Origin of the sequence: Sulfitobacter sp. AS92 (assembly GCF_038900015.1) — a bacterium.
Classification (GTDB): domain Bacteria; phylum Pseudomonadota; class Alphaproteobacteria; order Rhodobacterales; family Rhodobacteraceae; genus Sulfitobacter.
This window is the reverse complement of record NZ_JBBMQL010000002.1, coordinates 258,470-275,381: the sequence shown is the minus strand read 5'-3', so window position 1 is coordinate 275,381 and position 16,912 is coordinate 258,470. Positions and strand designations below refer to the sequence as shown.

At 59.6% G+C, this 16,912-nt stretch carries 16 protein-coding genes; 7 read left to right on the top strand and 9 right to left on the bottom strand.

From position 1 onward, the window contains the following. Nucleotides 1-23 precede the first annotated feature (23 nt). Nucleotides 24-1,151 (top strand): flavodoxin-dependent (E)-4-hydroxy-3-methylbut-2-enyl-diphosphate synthase, encoded by a 1,128-nt coding sequence (gene ispG / locus WNY61_RS04500; protein ID WP_342850261.1) that lies wholly within the window; start codon nt 24-26, stop codon nt 1,149-1,151. Nucleotides 1,152-1,186: 35 nt separating this feature from the next. Here ispG and WNY61_RS04495 read toward each other — a convergent pair whose 3' ends face one another. Beyond that, nucleotides 1,187-1,672: a disulfide bond formation protein DsbA gene (locus tag WNY61_RS04495; protein WP_342850260.1), complete on the bottom strand. Its 486-nt coding sequence runs from the start codon at nt 1,670-1,672 to the stop codon at nt 1,187-1,189. A gap of 1 nt (nt 1,673) precedes the next feature. After that, the gene (locus WNY61_RS04490; RefSeq protein WP_342850259.1) at nt 1,674-2,423 is read right to left on the bottom strand and encodes a DsbA family protein; all 750 of its coding nucleotides are present in this window, start codon (nt 2,421-2,423) and stop codon (nt 1,674-1,676) included. 96 nt (nt 2,424-2,519) lie between these two features. Between WNY61_RS04490 and WNY61_RS04485 the strand changes: the two genes are divergently transcribed. From WNY61_RS04485 to WNY61_RS04465, 5 genes are all read left to right on the top strand, one after another. Next, nucleotides 2,520-3,662 (top strand): aminotransferase class I/II-fold pyridoxal phosphate-dependent enzyme, encoded by a 1,143-nt coding sequence (locus WNY61_RS04485; protein WP_342850258.1) that lies wholly within the window; start codon nt 2,520-2,522, stop codon nt 3,660-3,662. A 58-nt stretch (nt 3,663-3,720) separates the two neighbouring features. Then, nucleotides 3,721-4,941: an N-acetylmuramoyl-L-alanine amidase gene (locus WNY61_RS04480; RefSeq protein ID WP_342850575.1), complete on the top strand. Its 1,221-nt coding sequence runs from the start codon at nt 3,721-3,723 to the stop codon at nt 4,939-4,941. A 129-nt stretch (nt 4,942-5,070) separates the two neighbouring features. Further along, a complete protein-coding gene (locus WNY61_RS04475) occupies nt 5,071-7,635 on the top strand; it encodes a penicillin-binding protein 1A (protein ID WP_342850257.1) in 2,565 nt (854 codons plus the stop codon). A gap of 113 nt (nt 7,636-7,748) precedes the next feature. Continuing rightward, nucleotides 7,749-8,873 carry a peptide chain release factor 2 gene (gene prfB / locus WNY61_RS04470; RefSeq protein WP_342850256.1) on the top strand — a complete coding sequence of 375 codons (1,125 nt, stop codon included), beginning with the start codon at nt 7,749-7,751 and terminating at the stop codon, nt 8,871-8,873. A gap of 47 nt (nt 8,874-8,920) precedes the next feature. After that, on the top strand, nt 8,921-10,330 hold the full coding sequence (locus WNY61_RS04465) for an amidase (protein ID WP_342850255.1): 1,410 nt from the start codon (nt 8,921-8,923) through the stop codon (nt 10,328-10,330). Nucleotides 10,331-10,336: 6 nt separating this feature from the next. Here the strand turns inward: WNY61_RS04465 and WNY61_RS04460 are convergent, their stop codons facing one another. Then, nucleotides 10,337-11,095 carry a helix-turn-helix transcriptional regulator gene (locus tag WNY61_RS04460; protein ID WP_342850254.1) on the bottom strand — a complete coding sequence of 253 codons (759 nt, stop codon included), beginning with the start codon at nt 11,093-11,095 and terminating at the stop codon, nt 10,337-10,339. 256 nt (nt 11,096-11,351) lie between these two features. On the opposite strand from WNY61_RS04460, the gene WNY61_RS04455 reads away from it, so the two are divergent. Continuing rightward, a complete protein-coding gene (locus tag WNY61_RS04455) occupies nt 11,352-11,714 on the top strand; it encodes a hypothetical protein (RefSeq protein ID WP_342850253.1) in 363 nt (120 codons plus the stop codon). 14 nt (nt 11,715-11,728) lie between these two features. On the opposite strand, the gene ilvN is transcribed toward WNY61_RS04455, so the two are convergent. The 6 genes from ilvN to WNY61_RS04425 form a co-directional block, all read right to left on the bottom strand. Next, entirely contained in the window at nt 11,729-12,289 is a 561-nt protein-coding gene (gene ilvN, locus WNY61_RS04450) for an acetolactate synthase small subunit (RefSeq protein ID WP_007120341.1), read from the bottom strand. Between the two features lie 71 nt (nt 12,290-12,360). Beyond that, nucleotides 12,361-14,115, bottom strand: a complete 1,755-nt coding sequence (locus tag WNY61_RS04445; protein WP_342850251.1) for an acetolactate synthase 3 large subunit — start codon at nt 14,113-14,115, stop codon at nt 12,361-12,363. A 389-nt stretch (nt 14,116-14,504) separates the two neighbouring features. Beyond that, a complete protein-coding gene (locus tag WNY61_RS04440; RefSeq protein ID WP_342850250.1) occupies nt 14,505-15,323 on the bottom strand; it encodes an arginyltransferase in 819 nt (272 codons plus the stop codon). A 72-nt stretch (nt 15,324-15,395) separates the two neighbouring features. Beyond that, nucleotides 15,396-15,833, bottom strand: a complete 438-nt coding sequence (locus tag WNY61_RS04435) for an RDD family protein (RefSeq protein WP_342850249.1) — start codon at nt 15,831-15,833, stop codon at nt 15,396-15,398. Nucleotides 15,834-15,890: 57 nt separating this feature from the next. After that, nucleotides 15,891-16,298, bottom strand: a complete 408-nt coding sequence (locus WNY61_RS04430; RefSeq protein ID WP_342850248.1) for a DUF2852 domain-containing protein — start codon at nt 16,296-16,298, stop codon at nt 15,891-15,893. A 134-nt stretch (nt 16,299-16,432) separates the two neighbouring features. Further along, the gene (locus WNY61_RS04425; RefSeq protein ID WP_342850247.1) at nt 16,433-16,906 is read right to left on the bottom strand and encodes a YbaK/EbsC family protein; all 474 of its coding nucleotides are present in this window, start codon (nt 16,904-16,906) and stop codon (nt 16,433-16,435) included. Between the last annotated feature and the right edge of the window lie 6 nt (nt 16,907-16,912).

Genomic DNA, 16,912 nt, shown 5'->3' with positions numbered 1-16,912 from the left:
TCGATTTCGCGAAAGGTGTCATCATGTCGCTTCATTCCATTCGCCCTTGGCGCGATATTCCGCGTCGTAAATCCCGGCAGATCATGGTGGGCAATGTGCCTGTTGGGGGCGACGCGCCGATCACCGTGCAGACGATGACCAATACGTTGACCACCGACGTGGCAGGAACCATCGCGCAGGTGCAGGCCGCGGCTGACGCAGGTGCGGACATCGTCCGGATTTCCGTCCCGGATGAGGCGTCTTCAAAGGCGCTGCGCGAGATCGTGCGCGAAGTCACTGTGCCGATCGTGGCAGACATCCATTTCCACTACAAACGCGGGATCGAAGCCGCCGAGGCAGGTGCAGCATGTCTGCGAATCAACCCCGGCAACATCGGCGACGAAAAGCGCGTGCGCGAGGTCATCAAAGCCGCGCGTGACCACAACTGTTCAATCCGCATAGGTGTGAATGCCGGCTCGCTAGAACGGCATCTGTTAGAGAAATACGGTGAGCCATGTCCCGACGCGATGGTCGAAAGCGGGCTGGATCACATCAAAATTCTGCAAGACAACGACTTTCACGAATTCAAAATCTCTTGCAAAGCGTCTGACGTTTTTATGGCCGCCGCTGCCTACCAGCAGCTTGCCGACGCGACCGACGCCCCCATTCACCTTGGTATCACCGAGGCAGGTGGGTTGATGTCGGGCACAATCAAGTCGGCCATCGGACTGGGTAATCTGCTGTGGAGCGGCATCGGCGATACGATCCGCGTTTCCCTGTCGGCTGACCCTGTCGAAGAGGTGAAGGTCGGTTACGAAATTCTCAAATCGCTTGGTCTGCGCCACCGGGGCGTGAACATCATTTCTTGCCCCTCCTGCGCGCGGCAGGGGTTTGACGTGATCAAGACTGTCGAGGCGTTGGAGAAGCGGCTGGAGCACATCAAGACGCCCATGAGCCTCAGTATCATTGGCTGTGTGGTGAATGGCCCCGGCGAAGCGCTGATGACTGACGTGGGCTTCACCGGCGGTGGGGCTGGTTCCGGCATGGTCTATCTCGCGGGCAAGCAGAGCCATAAACTCGGCAATGAAGGCATGATCGACCATATCGTTGAACAGGTCGAAGAACGCGCCGCTGTGCTTGAGGCGGAAGAGGCAAAAACCGATGCAGAATAATGGGTTATGCTCTCTTCTTAATGCAGCGCCTTAACTTAACGGGTCAGGTATCGCGCTAAGACGACAGCAGGCATATGCCCCCTTAGCACCATGTCAGGCAGGACATAGAAAGGGGCTTCGCTCAATCCAAGGGCTTCGGCCCATCCAGCTGCCTGTGGCGCGCTTAGGTCGTGCAAGATGAAGGTAGCCCCGTAACGCATTGATAGTTCTTTTAGTTCACTGATTGCTGTGGTGCAGGTGCTGCAATCGGGTGAGGTGAACAGCGCTACTGCATGGCCCTCCAACAGGTCGGGAGCCAGCCGTTCAAGCAAGCTTAGATCATCTTGAATGTATTGCTGCATTTCCGACTGCGCAGGCTGCGGCCCCGCAAGCGCGTCTGCAATCACATCCCCACTGGCCAATATTGCCGCGCGCAACTCGGCGTCAAATGCAGCGCGCTCGGCTGGGCCAAGCGCGCTGAAGTCATTTGCATTGGCGGGCGTGGCCAGCGCGAGCGCGGCCAAAACACCAATCGCGCGCATTTTAACCGCGCTTTTCTTCCACGAGTGCCATCATTTGATCGTAAGGCAGGTAGCCGCGCAGCATTTCATCCTGCATGACGAATGTAGGCGTCCCGGTGATCTGAAGCTTTTCCGCCAGCGCGCGGGTCGTGGCGATCTCTTGGGCGACTTCGTCGCTGCCCATTTCGGCCTCAATCGCCGCGACATCCAGATCAAAGCTTTCGCCCAAGCGGCGCAGGGCGGGCATGGAAACCTCGCCATTGAAGGCCATCAGCGCATCGTTCAGCTGCTTGTATGCGTCACCGCCGGCAACCTGTTTGGTCGCCACGGCAAAGCGCGAGGCCAGCATAGATTGCTCACCCAAGATCGGAAATTCTTTGACGATCAGCTTGATATTGCCATCAGTTTCCAAAAGCTTGGCCACTTCGCCATGGGCGCGTTTGCAATAGCCACAGCGGTAATCAAGGAATTCGACCAACGTGATATCGCCATCCGGGTTGCCACCAACCCAAGAATACCCGTCGTCAAAAATTGCGTCTGCATTGGCGCTAACAAGGTCGAAATCCGCCTGCATTTGCGCTTGGGCCTGATTGTTCTGCATCTGCTCAACCGCTTGTAGGATCACCTCGGGGTTTTCCATCAAATAGGCGCGGACCTCGGCGCGGAACTGTGCGCGTTCGGCGTCAGTCAACTCGGTCAGGTCCATCGCGCCAGCAGGGGCGGCGAGGGCCAGCGCGCTGGCAAAGGCGGGGGCGATGAGGCGGGTGAACATGGGCGGTCCTTTCGGTAAAGCTGCGAAATAGGGGCCAAGGGTTGACGCCCGGCATCAGGCGCGGTGAAAGCACATGCCGAGAGTAGGAGCAAGCCCATGCGCAATTCAACTAGGTCCGCCGTCGATCCCTTTATCGTGATGGACGTGATGCAAGCCGCAACCGCCGCCGAAGAGGCAGGCCGCCACATCATCCATATGGAGGTCGGTCAGCCCGGCACCGGCGCGCCCAAAGGTGCCGCTGAGGCGCTGACTAAGGCAATGGGAGAGGGCGCGCTTGGCTATACTGTGGCGCTTGGGTTGCCCGCGCTGCGCAAGCGCATCGCGCAGATGTATGGCGATTGGTACAACGTCGATCTGGACCCGGCTCGGGTGGTCATCACGCCCGGCTCTTCGGGCGGTTTCTTGCTGGCGTTCACCGCGCTGTTCGATTCCGGCGATCGTGTCGGCATCGGCGCGCCGGGCTATCCCAGCTACCGCCAAATTCTGCGTGCCTTGGGAATGCAGCCGGTCGATCTGCCCGCTGCGCCAGAGAACCGCTACCAGCCCGTCGCGGCGGACTTCGCGGGGCAAGACCTGCGCGGGTTGTTGGTGGCCTCACCCGCGAACCCCTCGGGCACGATGCTCGACCGCCCGGCGCTATCGGCGCTTACGGAGGCCTGTGCGGCCAATGACATGTCCTTCATCTCGGACGAGATTTACCACGGCATCGAATATGACAAGAAGGCTGTGACTGCGCTTGAGGTCACCGACGACTGCTATGTGATTAATTCCTTTTCCAAGTATTTCTCGATGACAGGTTGGCGCGTCGGCTGGATGGTGGTGCCCGAAGATCAGGTGCGCGTGGTTGAGCGGATCGCGCAAAACATGTTCATCTGCGCCCCTCACGCCAGCCAAATCGCCGCGCTGGCGGCAATGGACTGTGATGATGAATTGCAGGCCAACCTAGCCGTCTATCGCCGGAACCGGGATTTGATGATCGACGGGCTGAAGGAGGCCGGTTTCACCGACATAGCGCCGCCGGATGGGGCGTTCTACGTCTATGCCGATGTATCACGCTTTACGGATGACAGCCGCGCCTTCGCCGCAGAGATCCTCGACAAGGCGGGCGTTGCCGTGACCCCCGGCCTCGATTTTGACCCGGCGCGGGGGCATAAGACGCTGCGCTTTTCCTATGCGCGCAGCACGGCGGATATGGAAGAGGGCATCGCTCGGCTCAAGGCCTTCATGGCCGCACGCTGAGCGCTGGTTTGCACGCGCGGCAACTGGTAGAAGACCGAAAAAGAGCAGGGTGATGAACATGCGGGCAGTTCTAAAGGGTCTGGCGGTGGCGCTGGCCTGTGCGGCACCGGGGGGGCTAGCGGCGCAGGAGTTGACCGCCTTGGCACGGGTCGATCCGGTGGAGAGCACCGTGAAAGACGGTTGGTTCGGCAAGACTGACCTGACCGTGGCGCTGAGCCAAGGCGTGCCCTTCCGCGTCTTCCTGCTGGACGACCCCGCGCGACTAATCGTCGACTTCCGTGAGGCGGACTGGAGTGAGGTGGCGCGCGGCGATCTATTGGCCAAACCCGGTCGCATCTCTGCCCTGCGTTATGGCGCGTTTCAACCCGGTTGGTCGCGGCTGGTCGCCGATTTGGCCGAGCCGATGGTGCCTGCTGAGATCGGCATGCCAGTGGACGCCGCCAGTGGTAAGGCACGGCTTGAAATCACGCTTGAATCCGTCGACGCCGAGGTCTTTGCCAAAGCCGCGGGCGTGCCAATCGACCCCGATTGGACAACCGCACTCACCGCGCCGCCGAAACCCCCGGTCGCGGGCAAAGATACCTTTACCGTCGTGCTGGACCCCGGCCATGGGGGGATTGATCCCGGCGCGCAGCGCGAGGGGCTGGACGAAAAAGACCTGATGCTGAATTTCGCCCGCGATCTGCGCGACGCGCTGCGCCGCAAGGGCGTGGACGTGATGCTGACCCGTGACGATGACCTCTTTGTCGCGCTGGAACATCGGGTTGCCATCGCCCATCAGGCCGAGGCCGATCTCTTCATCTCGCTCCACGCGGATAGCCTGTCGCAGGGCGGGGCAAGCGGGGCCACGGTCTATACCCTCTCAGACGATGCCAGCGACGTGGCCACCGAACACCTCGCCGCGCGGCATGACCGGTCGGACATTATCGCGGGCGCTGATCTGACGGGGTCTGACGATCAAGTGGCGGGGATCCTGCTCGATCTTGCGCGCCAAGAAACGGAACCACGCTCAGAAGCCTTGGCCAAAGTGTTGGTCGAGGGGATGCGTGGGGCAGGTGGGCCGATGAACGGTCGACCGCTGCGGCGCGCCGGGTTCTCTGTGCTGAAATCTGCGGATATTCCCTCGGTTCTGGTCGAGGTAGGGTTTCTGAGCTCCACGCGGGATTTAACCAATCTGCGCGATCCGGTTTGGCGCGCGTCGATGGTAAGCGCCATGGCAGATGCGATTGCAACGTGGCGCGATCAGGATGCGGCGCTCAAGCCTTTGATCCGCAAATAAAATCTCCAGACGTGGCCGGTTTGGCGATGGGCGGACATTCGCCCCCCGCTGGCGGCCATGTGTTTTGACCCGAGCCGGTGCTTCCTGTATAGGCTCGGACCTGTCCCTAGCCAATGGTGGTCCGCGCGCGTGTTTCGATTTGTCATGTCCTTTTTCGGGGGTATTTTTACCACCCTGACCCTGAGCGTCGGCATGGTGGCTTTGACCATCGGCGCGGTGTTCTGGATGTATGGCCGGGATCTGCCCAGCCACGAGTCGCTGGCGCAATATACGCCGCCGACGATCAGCCGGATCTATTCGGGTCAGGGCCGTTTGATTGATGAATTCGCTAAAGAACGCCGCCTTTTCGCGCCAGCGAACACCATCCCCGATTTGGTGAAACAGGCGTTCATTTCGGCGGAAGACAAAAATTTCTACACCCACGAAGGTTACGATTTGCGCGGCATTGGCGCAGCTGCGGTGGATGCGGTGAAATCCCGTGGGCGCGACGTGCGCGGTGCGTCGACCATCACCCAGCAGGTGATGAAGAACTTCCTGCTGTCCGGCGATCGGCGGGCAGAGCGTAAAATCAAAGAGATCATCCTTGCCACCCGGATCGAAGAGACGCTGAGCAAAGAGAAGATCCTTGAGCTTTACCTGAATGAGATTTTCCTCGGGCAGAACTCTTATGGCGTGGCCGCCGCCAGCCAGACCTATTTCAACAAAACGCTGAGCGAATTGGACCCGCATGAGGCGGCCTTCCTTGCCTCGCTGCCCAAGGCGCCGTCGGATTATCACCCGGTGCGCCGTAAGGATCGGCTGCTGGCCCGGCGGAACTTCGTGCTGCGCGAGATGAAAGAAAACGGCTATATCACTGAGGCGGCCTATGAAACCGAAGTCGCACTGCCGCTGCGCTCGGTCCAGAATGGCGACTTCGGAAGCTTTAAAGCCGAACTGCCGCCGCGCGATTACTTCACTGATGAAATCCGCCGCCAGCTGAGCGAGGATTTCGGCGAGGGTGAGTTCTTTACCGGCGGTCTGACCGTACGGGCGACCATCGACAACGAAATGCAGCCCATCGCCGCCAACGCGCTGCGCGGGCAATTAGAGCAATATGACCGCGGGCAGGGCATCTGGCGCGGCACGCGGTTTGACATCCCAGCTGAGCAGTTGACCAGCGAAGAGAAATGGCGCGCTGCTCTCGCGGACCTGCGGGTGCCGCGCGACATCGATCTGGAAAACCAATGGTATCCGGCAGTGGTGCTTGAGGTCGGGGCGAGCGACGCCCGGATCGGCATCGAAGGGGTCGACGAAGACGAAGACGGCCACTGGATCCCCGCCAAAGACGTGCAATGGGCGCGCAAGCGCTTGGACGATGGCAAACTCGGCCGCAATGCGCAGGTGGCCGGTGATCTGCTTGAGGTGGGCGAAGTGGTGCTGGTGCGCCGCATGACCGCTGATAGCGACGGGTCGTTCATCCGCTGGACCCTGCGACAGGTGCCAGAGGTGCAGGGTGGCTTCGTTGCGATGGATGTGCACACCGGACGTGTGATCGCGATGCAGGGCGGGTTCTCCTATCAGGCGAGTGTTTTCAACCGCTCGACCCAAGCGAAACGCCAGCCGGGGTCGAGCTTTAAGCCCTTTGTCTATGCCTCAGCGCTCGACAGTGGCTACAGCCCCGCGACCATCGTGGTGGACGCGCCGATTGAAATTGACACGCCGCAGGGTGTTTGGCGGCCCCAGAACGCATCGCATAAGTTTTACGGCCCCACGCCGCTGCGCACCGGGATTGAACAGTCGCGCAACCTGATGACGATCCGTTTGGCCCAAGAGGTCGGCATGGATGTCGTCGGCAGCTACGCGGAGCGTTTCGGTGTCTATGACGATCTGGCGCCTTTGCTGTCCAATGCGCTTGGCAGTCAGGAAACCACGCTTTATCAAATGGTGTCGGCCTATGCGATGTTCGCAAATGGTGGTGAGCGGGTGCAGCCAACTCTGGTAGACCGGGTGCAGGACCGCTATGGCCGCACCGTTTATCAACATGACCAGCGCAAGTGCTACGACTGCGAGCAAATGAACCTCGCGCCCGGCGAAGCACCACGGATTATTTCCAATCGTGAGCGGGTCATGGATCCGGTAACGGCGTACCAGCTGACCTCCATGATGCGGGGCGTGGTTGAGCGCGGCACGGCGCGTAACGCCATCAATCTACCCGTACCGATCGCCGGCAAAACCGGCACCACAAATGACGAAAAAGACGCTTGGTTTGTAGGCTTTTCGTCGAATGTCGTGGCGGGCTGCTACATTGGCTACGACACGCCGCGCCCGATGGGTCGGGGTGCAGGCGGTGGCAGGCTTTGTGCGCCGGTCTTTCAAAACTTCATGAGCCAAGCGATTAAGAAATACGGTGGGGGTGACTTCAAAGTCCCCGAGCAATGCCGCTTTATCAAGATCGACCGTTTCACCGGCGCACGTCTGAGCGATAGCGCCTCGGGCGGCAACGTCGTATCGGAATGTTTCCGCGATGGGGAAGAGCCCCTGTTCGGCATCTCCTTCGATGGCGGCTTTGCGATGGGCACGGACCTACCACTGGTCGAGGAACTGGGCGGCGCTGCAGCATCATCTTCGCGTCAGGTCACCACTTCGACCGGCAAGAAGGCGACCGTTGGTCCTAAAGCGAGCTTTGGTACGCTGAGCTCGGGCGGTCTTTACTAACCTTTCATCCTGCGCGCCGCAGCGGCAGCCTACTTGTCGCCGCGGGCGCGCTGGTCTATCTCTCATGCGGCTCCGGTATTCGGGGCCGCATTACTTATCAAAGGCAGGCACACATGCGCGCAGAGGCACAGAATACCGCGGACCAGATCAGCAAATCGCTGGAATTGCTGGCCCAGCGACTGGATGTGGAGACCGCGCCTTACCGGCTGGAAGAATTCAACGCCCGCGTTGAAGACCCGAACCTATGGGACAACCCCGATGCCGCGCAAAAACTGATGCGCGAACGGCAGTCGCTGGTGGATGCCATCGACACCTATGAAGGCATCAAACAAGAGCTTGCGGACAATGTTGAGCTGATTGAATTGGGCGAGATGGAAGGCGATGAAGAGGTCATCAAAGAGGCCGAAGTCGCGCTGAAATCCCTGGCCGCAACGGCTGCGCAAAAGGAACTCGAAGCGCTGCTGAACGGCGAGGCCGACAGCAATGACACCTTCCTAGAGATCAACTCTGGCGCGGGCGGTACGGAAAGCTGCGATTGGGCCAGCATGCTGGCGCGGATGTACGTCCGCTGGGCCGAGAAGAAGGGCTATAAGGTCGATCTTCAGGCTGAAAGCGCGGGCGAAGAGGCGGGGATCAAATCCGCGACCTATAAGATCGAAGGGCATAACGCCTATGGCTGGCTGAAATCCGAAAGCGGCGTGCATCGTCTGGTGCGCATCTCGCCCTTCGACTCGGCGGCCAAGCGGCACACATCTTTTACCTCGGTGAAGGTCTACCCGGTGGTCGACGACAATATCGAGATCGAGGTGAACCCATCGGACATCCGCATCGACACATACCGCTCCTCCGGCGCGGGCGGTCAGCACGTCAACACCACCGACTCGGCTGTGCGGATCACCCACCACCCCACGGGCATTGTTGTGACCTCTTCGGAGAAGTCGCAGCACCAGAACCGCGACATCGCCATGAAAGCGCTGAAATCGCGGCTCTATCAGATGGAGTTGGACAAGCGTTCGGCGCTGGTCAACGAGGCGCATGAGAACGCGGGCGATGCGGGCTGGGGCAACCAAATCCGCTCCTACGTGCTGCAACCCTACCAGATGGTCAAAGACCTGCGCACCAATTACGAGACCTCCGACACCAAAGGCGTGCTGGACGGTGATCTTGATGGGCTGATGGGGGCAACGCTGGCGTTGGCCGTTGCTGGCAAAAGCCGGGCTGAGGCGCAGGGCGACTGAGCCGCGCCGTCCCCCTTCGTGGATGATACGCAGCAAAAGGGGGCATGATGGATTTGCTAGATTGGGACGCTTCGGACCTGTCCGAAGCGCTGGCCGCGCGCAGGATTTCTGCGGTTGAGCTGATGCAGGCGACGCTGGCTCGGATCGAGGCGGTGAATGGCGAGGTGAACGCGATCGTGTCGCTGCGCGACCATGACACGCTCTTGGCCGAGGCGCAGGCGGCGGATGCGAGCCCCCGTAAAGGCTGGCTGCATGGGATCCCCATGGCGATCAAGGATCTGGCGGATGCTGAAGGGCTACCAACTTCTCAAGGGTCGCCCCTTTTTGGCTTAGAACCAGCCACGCGAGATCATCCCGCCGTTGCGCGGCTTCGCGCGGCGGGGGCAATTTTCATTGGCAAAACCAATACTCCCGAGTTTGGCCTTGGCAGCCATACCTTCAACCCGGTCCATGGCGCGACGCGCAATCCTTATGACCTGAGCCGCTCGGCAGGCGGATCCTCAGGCGGGGCGGCGGCGGCGCTGGCGGCGCGGTTGGTCGCGGTGGCGGACGGTTCCGACATGATGGGCTCGCTGCGCAACCCGGCGGGCTGGAACAACGTCTACGGGATGCGGCCCACATGGGGCACCGTGCCGTCGGACGATGGCGGCGATCTGTTTTTGCACCAGCTCTCAACCTTGGGGCCGATGGCGCGCAGCCCGCGTGACCTCGCCGCCCTGCTGGATGTGATGCGCGGCGCGGACCCGCGCCAACCGCTGACACACTCCGGCCCAGATACGGCGCCAGAAATCGACGCCGCGCTGCCTGCGCAGCGTGTGGGCTGGCTGGGCGATTGGGGTGGTGCTTTCCCTTGCGAGCCGGGGATCATTGACCTGAGCGAAGCGGCGTTGACCCGTTTGACCGGACTGGGGCATGAGGTCACGCCCATCACCGCGCCCTTTGATGCGGATGCGATGTGGGAAAGCTGGATCACGTTGCGGTCCTTTGCCGTGGCGGCTTCCTTGGGGGCAATCTACGACGATCCGGCGCGGCGTGGAGGCCTGAAACCCGCAGCGCAATGGGAGGTCGCGCGGGGGCAGGGGTTTTCTGCTGCCGATATCCAGCGCGCTAGCAGCATCCGGTCCGACTGGTTCCGCGCGGCGCATGCCTTGTTTGAGAAGGTCGACGTTCTGGTTCTGCCCTCGGCGCAGGTCTGGCCCTTTGATGTTGAGCAGGTGCACCCGACTGAGATCAATGGTCAGCCGATGGATACCTACCATCGCTGGATGCAGGTGGTGGTGCCAGCAAGCCTTATCGGTCTGCCGGTGGTGAACATCCCCGCAGGTTTTGATCAGCGTGGCCTGCCATTGGGGCTGCAACTGATCGGCAAACGCGGCAGCGATGCGCAATTGCTGCAATTGGCGCAGGGCTGGCATAAGGCGACGGGCTATCCGCAGGCGCGACTGCCGCAACTATAATGCGAGTCAGTTAAACGGTGCGTCGGGCTGAAGCAGGCGGCGGTGATAGGGCATCAGCGCGTCGATGCTGATGAACCCCGCCAGACGCGCAGCGGGCAGAACCGTCTTGGGATCATTGCCGATATATTCATAACTCAAACGTGTGACCCGTGTACCAGCGGCGCTTTCAGGGGCGGTTCGCGTCACATAGCCCACCCAAAAGTTATTCTCGAAAGAGGCCACACGGTTCAGATAGTTGAACGATCCAGTCAGCGTCCTGCGGCGCGAAACCACAATAGAAACGCCGTTCTCCTGCTGTGATACGATCCCGCGGTATTCCCGTGCTGCAGGGCTGGTGGGCAACCCCTGCTCACGCAGTGACCGGGCGCTTTCATATCCGCGTAGGAAGGTGTTGCTACCATGCCGTGCAACGTAAACCACGCCGGTGACGAACCTGTCATGATCCAAAAAAGACCGTCGCGCGAAACGATAGAAACCGCTGGGAAAGTCCGCCTCGGGTACGTTTTGAACCCCGGTGCCCAGAAAATCGCGCAAAAACCTGTTGTTGATCGGATCTTGGTTAAGCGAAATCTCTGTGACCGGTTCCAACAACACCCGCGCGTCGATCTGAAAAAAACGACAAATGCGCGCCAACACATCAGGCCGGGGGAAGCTTTCGCCCGATAGGTAGCGGTTGAACTGTGTGCGGTTGATCCCAAGCTTGCGTGCAAGCTCTGATATCGAGGGGTGATCGGCTGCCAGCTGCCGCAGATTAGCGCCAAACATACTGCGGAGCTCTGAAGGGGAGCGGTTAGGTGCGGACATTCTGCCTCGTTCTGATTTTCGTCGCAGCCACGTGTAAAAGCTGTTGCTGGTGCGTTTCTTAACAGTCTGATGCTAAGGCGCGTCAGCTGTGACGCAAACTTGGGTCTCACCCTACTGGAACGGTCACAAAATGCAAGCGCACGTTGCATCTTAACCTATGTTTTACCGCTTTCGATTGTCGCAGAATGAGAGTCTGTAATCGAAAGCGGGGGGTACTATGATTGGTGTGGTTCTGTGGAGCGATAATAGCGCTGGAAAAGCAGTCTTCTGGTGCGAAGATCAAGGCGATCTGGCTTATTACGAAGTGCCGGCGGCGCGGGTTGGGGGCAGCGCCGAATTTGATACCGGCGATTTGGTTCAGTTCAATGTTTCAGTTCACCGGAAATTGCGCATCGCGGATACCCCGCAACTTGTTCAAGGACGCGCGGGCACGCATCTGCCAGAAGCGCTGCGCAACGATGGCAAGACGACCGACACGAGAGATACGCCGGACACGCCGGACACGCCGCACATGACTGCGCAGATTATTCCCTTCATAAAAAAAGCCGGGCCGCACCGATTACGCGCAGCCCAGCAATAAACCGGAACCGAGGGTCAGATGCCGCGGGCGAGGGCGGCAACGCCGGTGCGCGCCACGTCGACAAGACCAAGTGGGCGCATCAACTCTGCAAAGGCATCGATTTTCTCCGGTGCTCCGGTGATTTCAAACACAAAGCTTTCGAGCGTGCTATCGACAACATTGACGCGGAAGATATCCGCCAGACGCAGTGCCTCAACCCGGTGTTCGCCTTTGCAGACGACCTTGAACATCGCCAACTCACGCTCGACGCTCGGGCCTTCGACGGTGAGGTCATGCACCTCATGCACCGGCACGATCCGACCCACCTGCGCCTTGATCTGCTCAATCACCTGCGGTGTACCGCTGGTGACGATGGTAATGCGCGACAGATGCCCGGTGTGATCGACCTCGGCCACGGTCAGACTGTCGATGTTATAGCCACGACCCGAGAACAGGCCGATCACCCGCGCCAGCGCACCGGGTTCGTTTTCGACCAGCACCGCCAGCGTGTGTTTTTCGACCACATCCGAGAAGTTGGGCCGTAGGTTATAGGCGGAATGCGAGGTCGCACCTTTTTTGATTTTCAGAGCTGCCATGTCTTTGTCCTTCTATCCAGCTGCGGGAATTTTTCAAAAATTCCCGGTCGTTTTCTTTGAAAGAAAACGGGTCACACCAGCACTGATCCTTTTGCATCGATCACACCTTGGGTCTCATGATCACCCGGCAGCAGCATCTCGTTATGCGCTTTGCCTGAGGGGATCATCGGGAAGCAGTTTTCGTGCTTCTCGACCAGACAGTCGAAGATCACCGGCCCGTCATAGTTGATCATCTCCATGATCGCGTCGTCGAGGTCATCAGGATCGGAGCAGATAATCCCTTTGGCGCCAAAGGCTTCGGCCAATTTCACGAAGTCGGGGAGGGCTTCGGACCAGCTTTGCGAATAGCGCTCGCCGTGGAGGAGTTCCTGCCACTGGCGCACCATGCCAAGGCGTTCGTTGTTCAGGATGAACTGTTTCACCGGCAGGCCGAATTGCATCGCCGTGCCCATCTCTTGCATGTTCATCAGCCAAGAGGCTTCGCCCGCCACGTTGATTACTAGGCTTTCAGGATGCGCCATCTGCACACCGATAGAGGCCGGAAAACCATAGCCCATGGTGCCCAAGCCGCCTGAGGTCATCCAGCGGTTCGGCTCTTCAAAATTGAGGTACTGCGCGGCCCACATCTGGTGCTGGCCCACTTCGGTCGTGATATAGCGGTCGTGGTCCTTGGTCAGCGCTTCAAGCCGCGAAAGCGCATGCTGTGGTTTGATGACCTTGCCGGATTGGGTGTACTTCAGGCAGTCCTTGGCGCGCCACTCTTCGATCTTGGACCACCATTTGGCGAGCCCCTCGCTGTTGGTCTTGCGGCCGCGCGACTTCCAGACCTTCAACAGGTCTTCCAACACATGGCCCACGTCACCGACAATCGGAATGTCGATGCGGATCACCTTGTTGATCGACGAGGGGTCGATGTCGATATGGGCCTTGGTCGATTTGGGGCTGAAACTGTCGATGACGCCGGTGATCCGGTCATCAAAACGCGCGCCGATGTTGATCATCAGATCGCAGTCATGCATCGCCATGTTAGCTTCGTAAAGCCCGTGCATCCCCAACATGCCCAGCCATTTTTCGCCCGACGCGGGGTAGGCGCCAAGACCCATGAGCGTCGACGTGATGGGGAAACCAGTGGCCTCCACCAATTCGCACAACAGTTGGCTCGCCGCCGGGCCAGAGTTGATGACCCCACCGCCGGTGTAGAAGATCGGGCGTTTGGCCGTTTCCATCGCCGCCACGAGTTCGGTGATCTCTTCCATGTCGCCCTTCACCTGCGGCTGATAGCGCGAGGTTGAGGGTTTGGGGGACTCGTAGCTGCCGGTGGCAAACTGCACATCTTTTGGAATGTCGATCAGCACCGGGCCGGGGCGGCCGTGGGTGGCGATGTGAAAGGCCTCGTGCAGGGTCGCGCCGAGGTTGTCAGTCTCTTTCACCAACCAGTTGTGCTTGGTGCAGGGGCGGGTGATGCCCACTGTGTCGGCCTCTTGAAACGCATCCGAGCCGATCATGAACGTTGGCACCTGACCCGTCAGCACCACCAGCGGGATCGAGTCGAGCAATGCGTCGGTCAGTCCGGTGACCGCGTTGGTCGCACCGGGGCCGGAGGTCACCAGCACAACGCCGGGTTTACCGGTTGAGCGGGCATAGCCTTCGGCAGCATGAACCGCGCCTTGCTCGTGGCGCACCAAAACGTGTTTGATCGAGTTCTGCTGAAAGACCTCATCGTAAATCGGTAGCACCGCGCCACCGGGATATCCAAAGACGGTGTCCACACCCTGGTCAATCAGGGCTTGAACGATCATTTTCGCTCCGGTCATCTGGCGTTTCATCTTAGGTGCTCCGTAAGGCAGGTTGTTAGCGTTTGGCATAAAAAAACCCCCGGTCTGACGGGGGCGCATGGGAGAGATTATGGTTAACCGTTACCGGCCCATGCGCGTGTGTCCTACAATAATGACTAGGTCTATCATCTCAGGGTCCTCTTAGCGTGGCGTGAGATTATGTGGGCTAAAGAGGGGCGTCAACAGTGAAATGGCAAAAATCTTGGACTTGGCAGGGTATTAAATGATGTTTTATTTCTAGGATGGGTGGTTTTGAGACATATTTGGAAAGAAATTTGGCTCTGAGCGTATTTTTATCGAAATAGATCGGGGAAAAGGCACGTTCAAAGAGGCCGCGGCCGAAAAGACCGTCGCTGTTGTCTTTGCGAAATCAGAAAGCTTCAGCGCGGGCTGACGTCCGGCAGGGTGATATTGGCGACCTGCTCGGCGATTGGATCATTGCTCAGCGGATGCTGGTCAGGCACAAACCGCTCAGGATCGCGCATCTTTTGCCAATGCCCGCCCATATAGACCTCAAGCCCCGAGAATTTTGCCTTATAGCCCATCTTCTGGCTGCCCGGCACCCAATAGCCAAGGTAGACATAGGGCAGGCCGGCAGCACGGGCGATCTCGATATGGTCAAGGATGATATAATTGCCCAAGCCATTGCGCGGACGATCTGGGGTATAGAAGGAATAGACCATGCTCACCCCGTCGCCCAACACATCGGTCAGGCAAACACCCACCAGCGCGTCATCGGCCTCGGGGTCGGTATATTCGATGACCCGGCTGCGGATCGGCGTTTCTTCGATCATCGCGGCGAATTCAAAGACATCCATATCGGCCATGCCGCCATCCGCATGGCGACTGTCGAGGTAGCTGCGGAAGAGATCATATTGCTCTTCCGTGGCCCAAGGTGAGGTGGCGCGACGCTCTAGCCTCGCGTTGCGGTTAATGATGCGGCGCTGGCTTTTGCTGGGGCGGAACGCTGCGACATCAATCCGCGCCGAGAGGCAGGCGGCGCAATCGGCGCAAGAGGGGCGGTAGAGCACGTTTTGAGAGCGGCGGAACCCTTGGCTCGACAGGCTGTCATTTAGACGTGCAGCATTCTCCCCCTGCAGGGCTGTGAACAGCTTGCGCTCCATCCGGCCCTCTAGATAGGGGCAGGGCTGTGGCGCAGTGACATAAAATTGCGGTGTCAAAGGCAGTGTATGTCGCATGGGTTTCCAGCATTTGTGGGGGGATGCTATCAACCCCCCCCCGCTGCGCCAAGGGCAAATTTGCGTGAGCGCCTAGCGGCTAAGGCGGCGGTTTACCGGCACGGTGCCAAGCGCCATATCTGTGAGGCTCTGACGCCGCGCAGTGGTGCAGATCAAAACTGCAGAGACGACTTGAATGATCGTGACCGTCATCGACAACGAATAGCCGATGGTGTGTAGCAGCGCGGTCATGAAATCAAAGGGCCGGTCCCGATGGTCGCGCAGCTCCATCGCCATCAATCGCATCCCCCATGTGGCCGAGCCGCTGGTCAGCGTCGCCACGCGGTAAGCAAAGCCAACCACCAACATGAAGAAGGGAAAGAAAAACAGCGCGGTAAAGGCCGTGAACGGCACAAGAAGCAAGCAAAAGCCGACGATCAGGACCACATCAACGATCCAAGCCAACAGGCGTTTGCCAGCGATCCCGTCATAGAATTGCGGGTGCAGATCGGGGTCAGGGGTCTGGGTCATATCATGTCCTGCAAAAGGCCTCCCGGCGCGGGGCCGGAAGGCGGGGGCTGGAGGGAGTTATGCGCTGGTGGGCGTATCGTCCTGCTTGGCGCGGTCGTTCATGAACTGGTCAAACTCTGCCTTGTCTTTGGCTTCGCGTAGCCGCTCAAGGAAGGCTTCAAAATTGCCCTGTTCCTCCTCCAGACGGCGCAGCGTGTCAGCCTTGTAGGCATCAAAGGCGCTGTTGCCGGTGCTGCGCGTCATCATCACGCGGCTGGATTTTCGGGCGCAGGATTTCGAAGTGAACATGCGTTTGCTCCATATCATATAGGCAAGAAGGGCGAGGCCAACAGGCCAGAAGAAGATAAAGCCAAGCACCATGGCGGCGATCCATGCGCCTTTGCCGCGGGCGTCCATCCAGCTTTCGGTGCGGGCAAACCAGTTGCTGCGGCTGCCATAGGTCGGGTCGGTGGTCACTGTCGTCATTTTAGAGCCTTTCGGTTCGTGACGGGCCTGTCGCCGGCCCGGGCGTTTCGGATGATGTGAATGTCTTTCACATTAAATAGATCGGCACGCCGGGCCTGTTTCGCAAGGGTCTATGTGAATGTTTTTTACATTGGTCAGTTTTCAGTAATAAAGTCAGACACTTGTGCGTCTGAAAGCTGCGCCATTTCTTGGGGCTTAAGGCAGAATACATGGTGCGGTGTGCCTGCAGCGGCCCAAACCAGCGGGAATTTTAGGAGGCTGCGGTCAAACCACGCGCGGGGTGGGGTGAGATGGCCCAAGGGTGCTACACCCCCGATGGCAAAACCGGTTTGTGCGCGGATCAGAGCGGCATCTGCCTTGCCCAATGGCTCTCCGGCCAGCGCAGCGGCGCGGGCCAGATCAACCTGCTGCGCACCTGCGGTAATGAATAGCAACGCCTCGCCACTGTTTTCGCCGCGCAGCACGATGGATTTCGCGATCTGATCGACGTCGCAATCCAGTGCGGTTGCCGCATCAACCGCCGTGCGCGCCAGTGCCGTTTCGCGGATATCGGGCGTGACCCCCGCGGCCTCAAGTGTCGCGCGGACCCGTTTCAAACTCTTGCTCATTTCCTA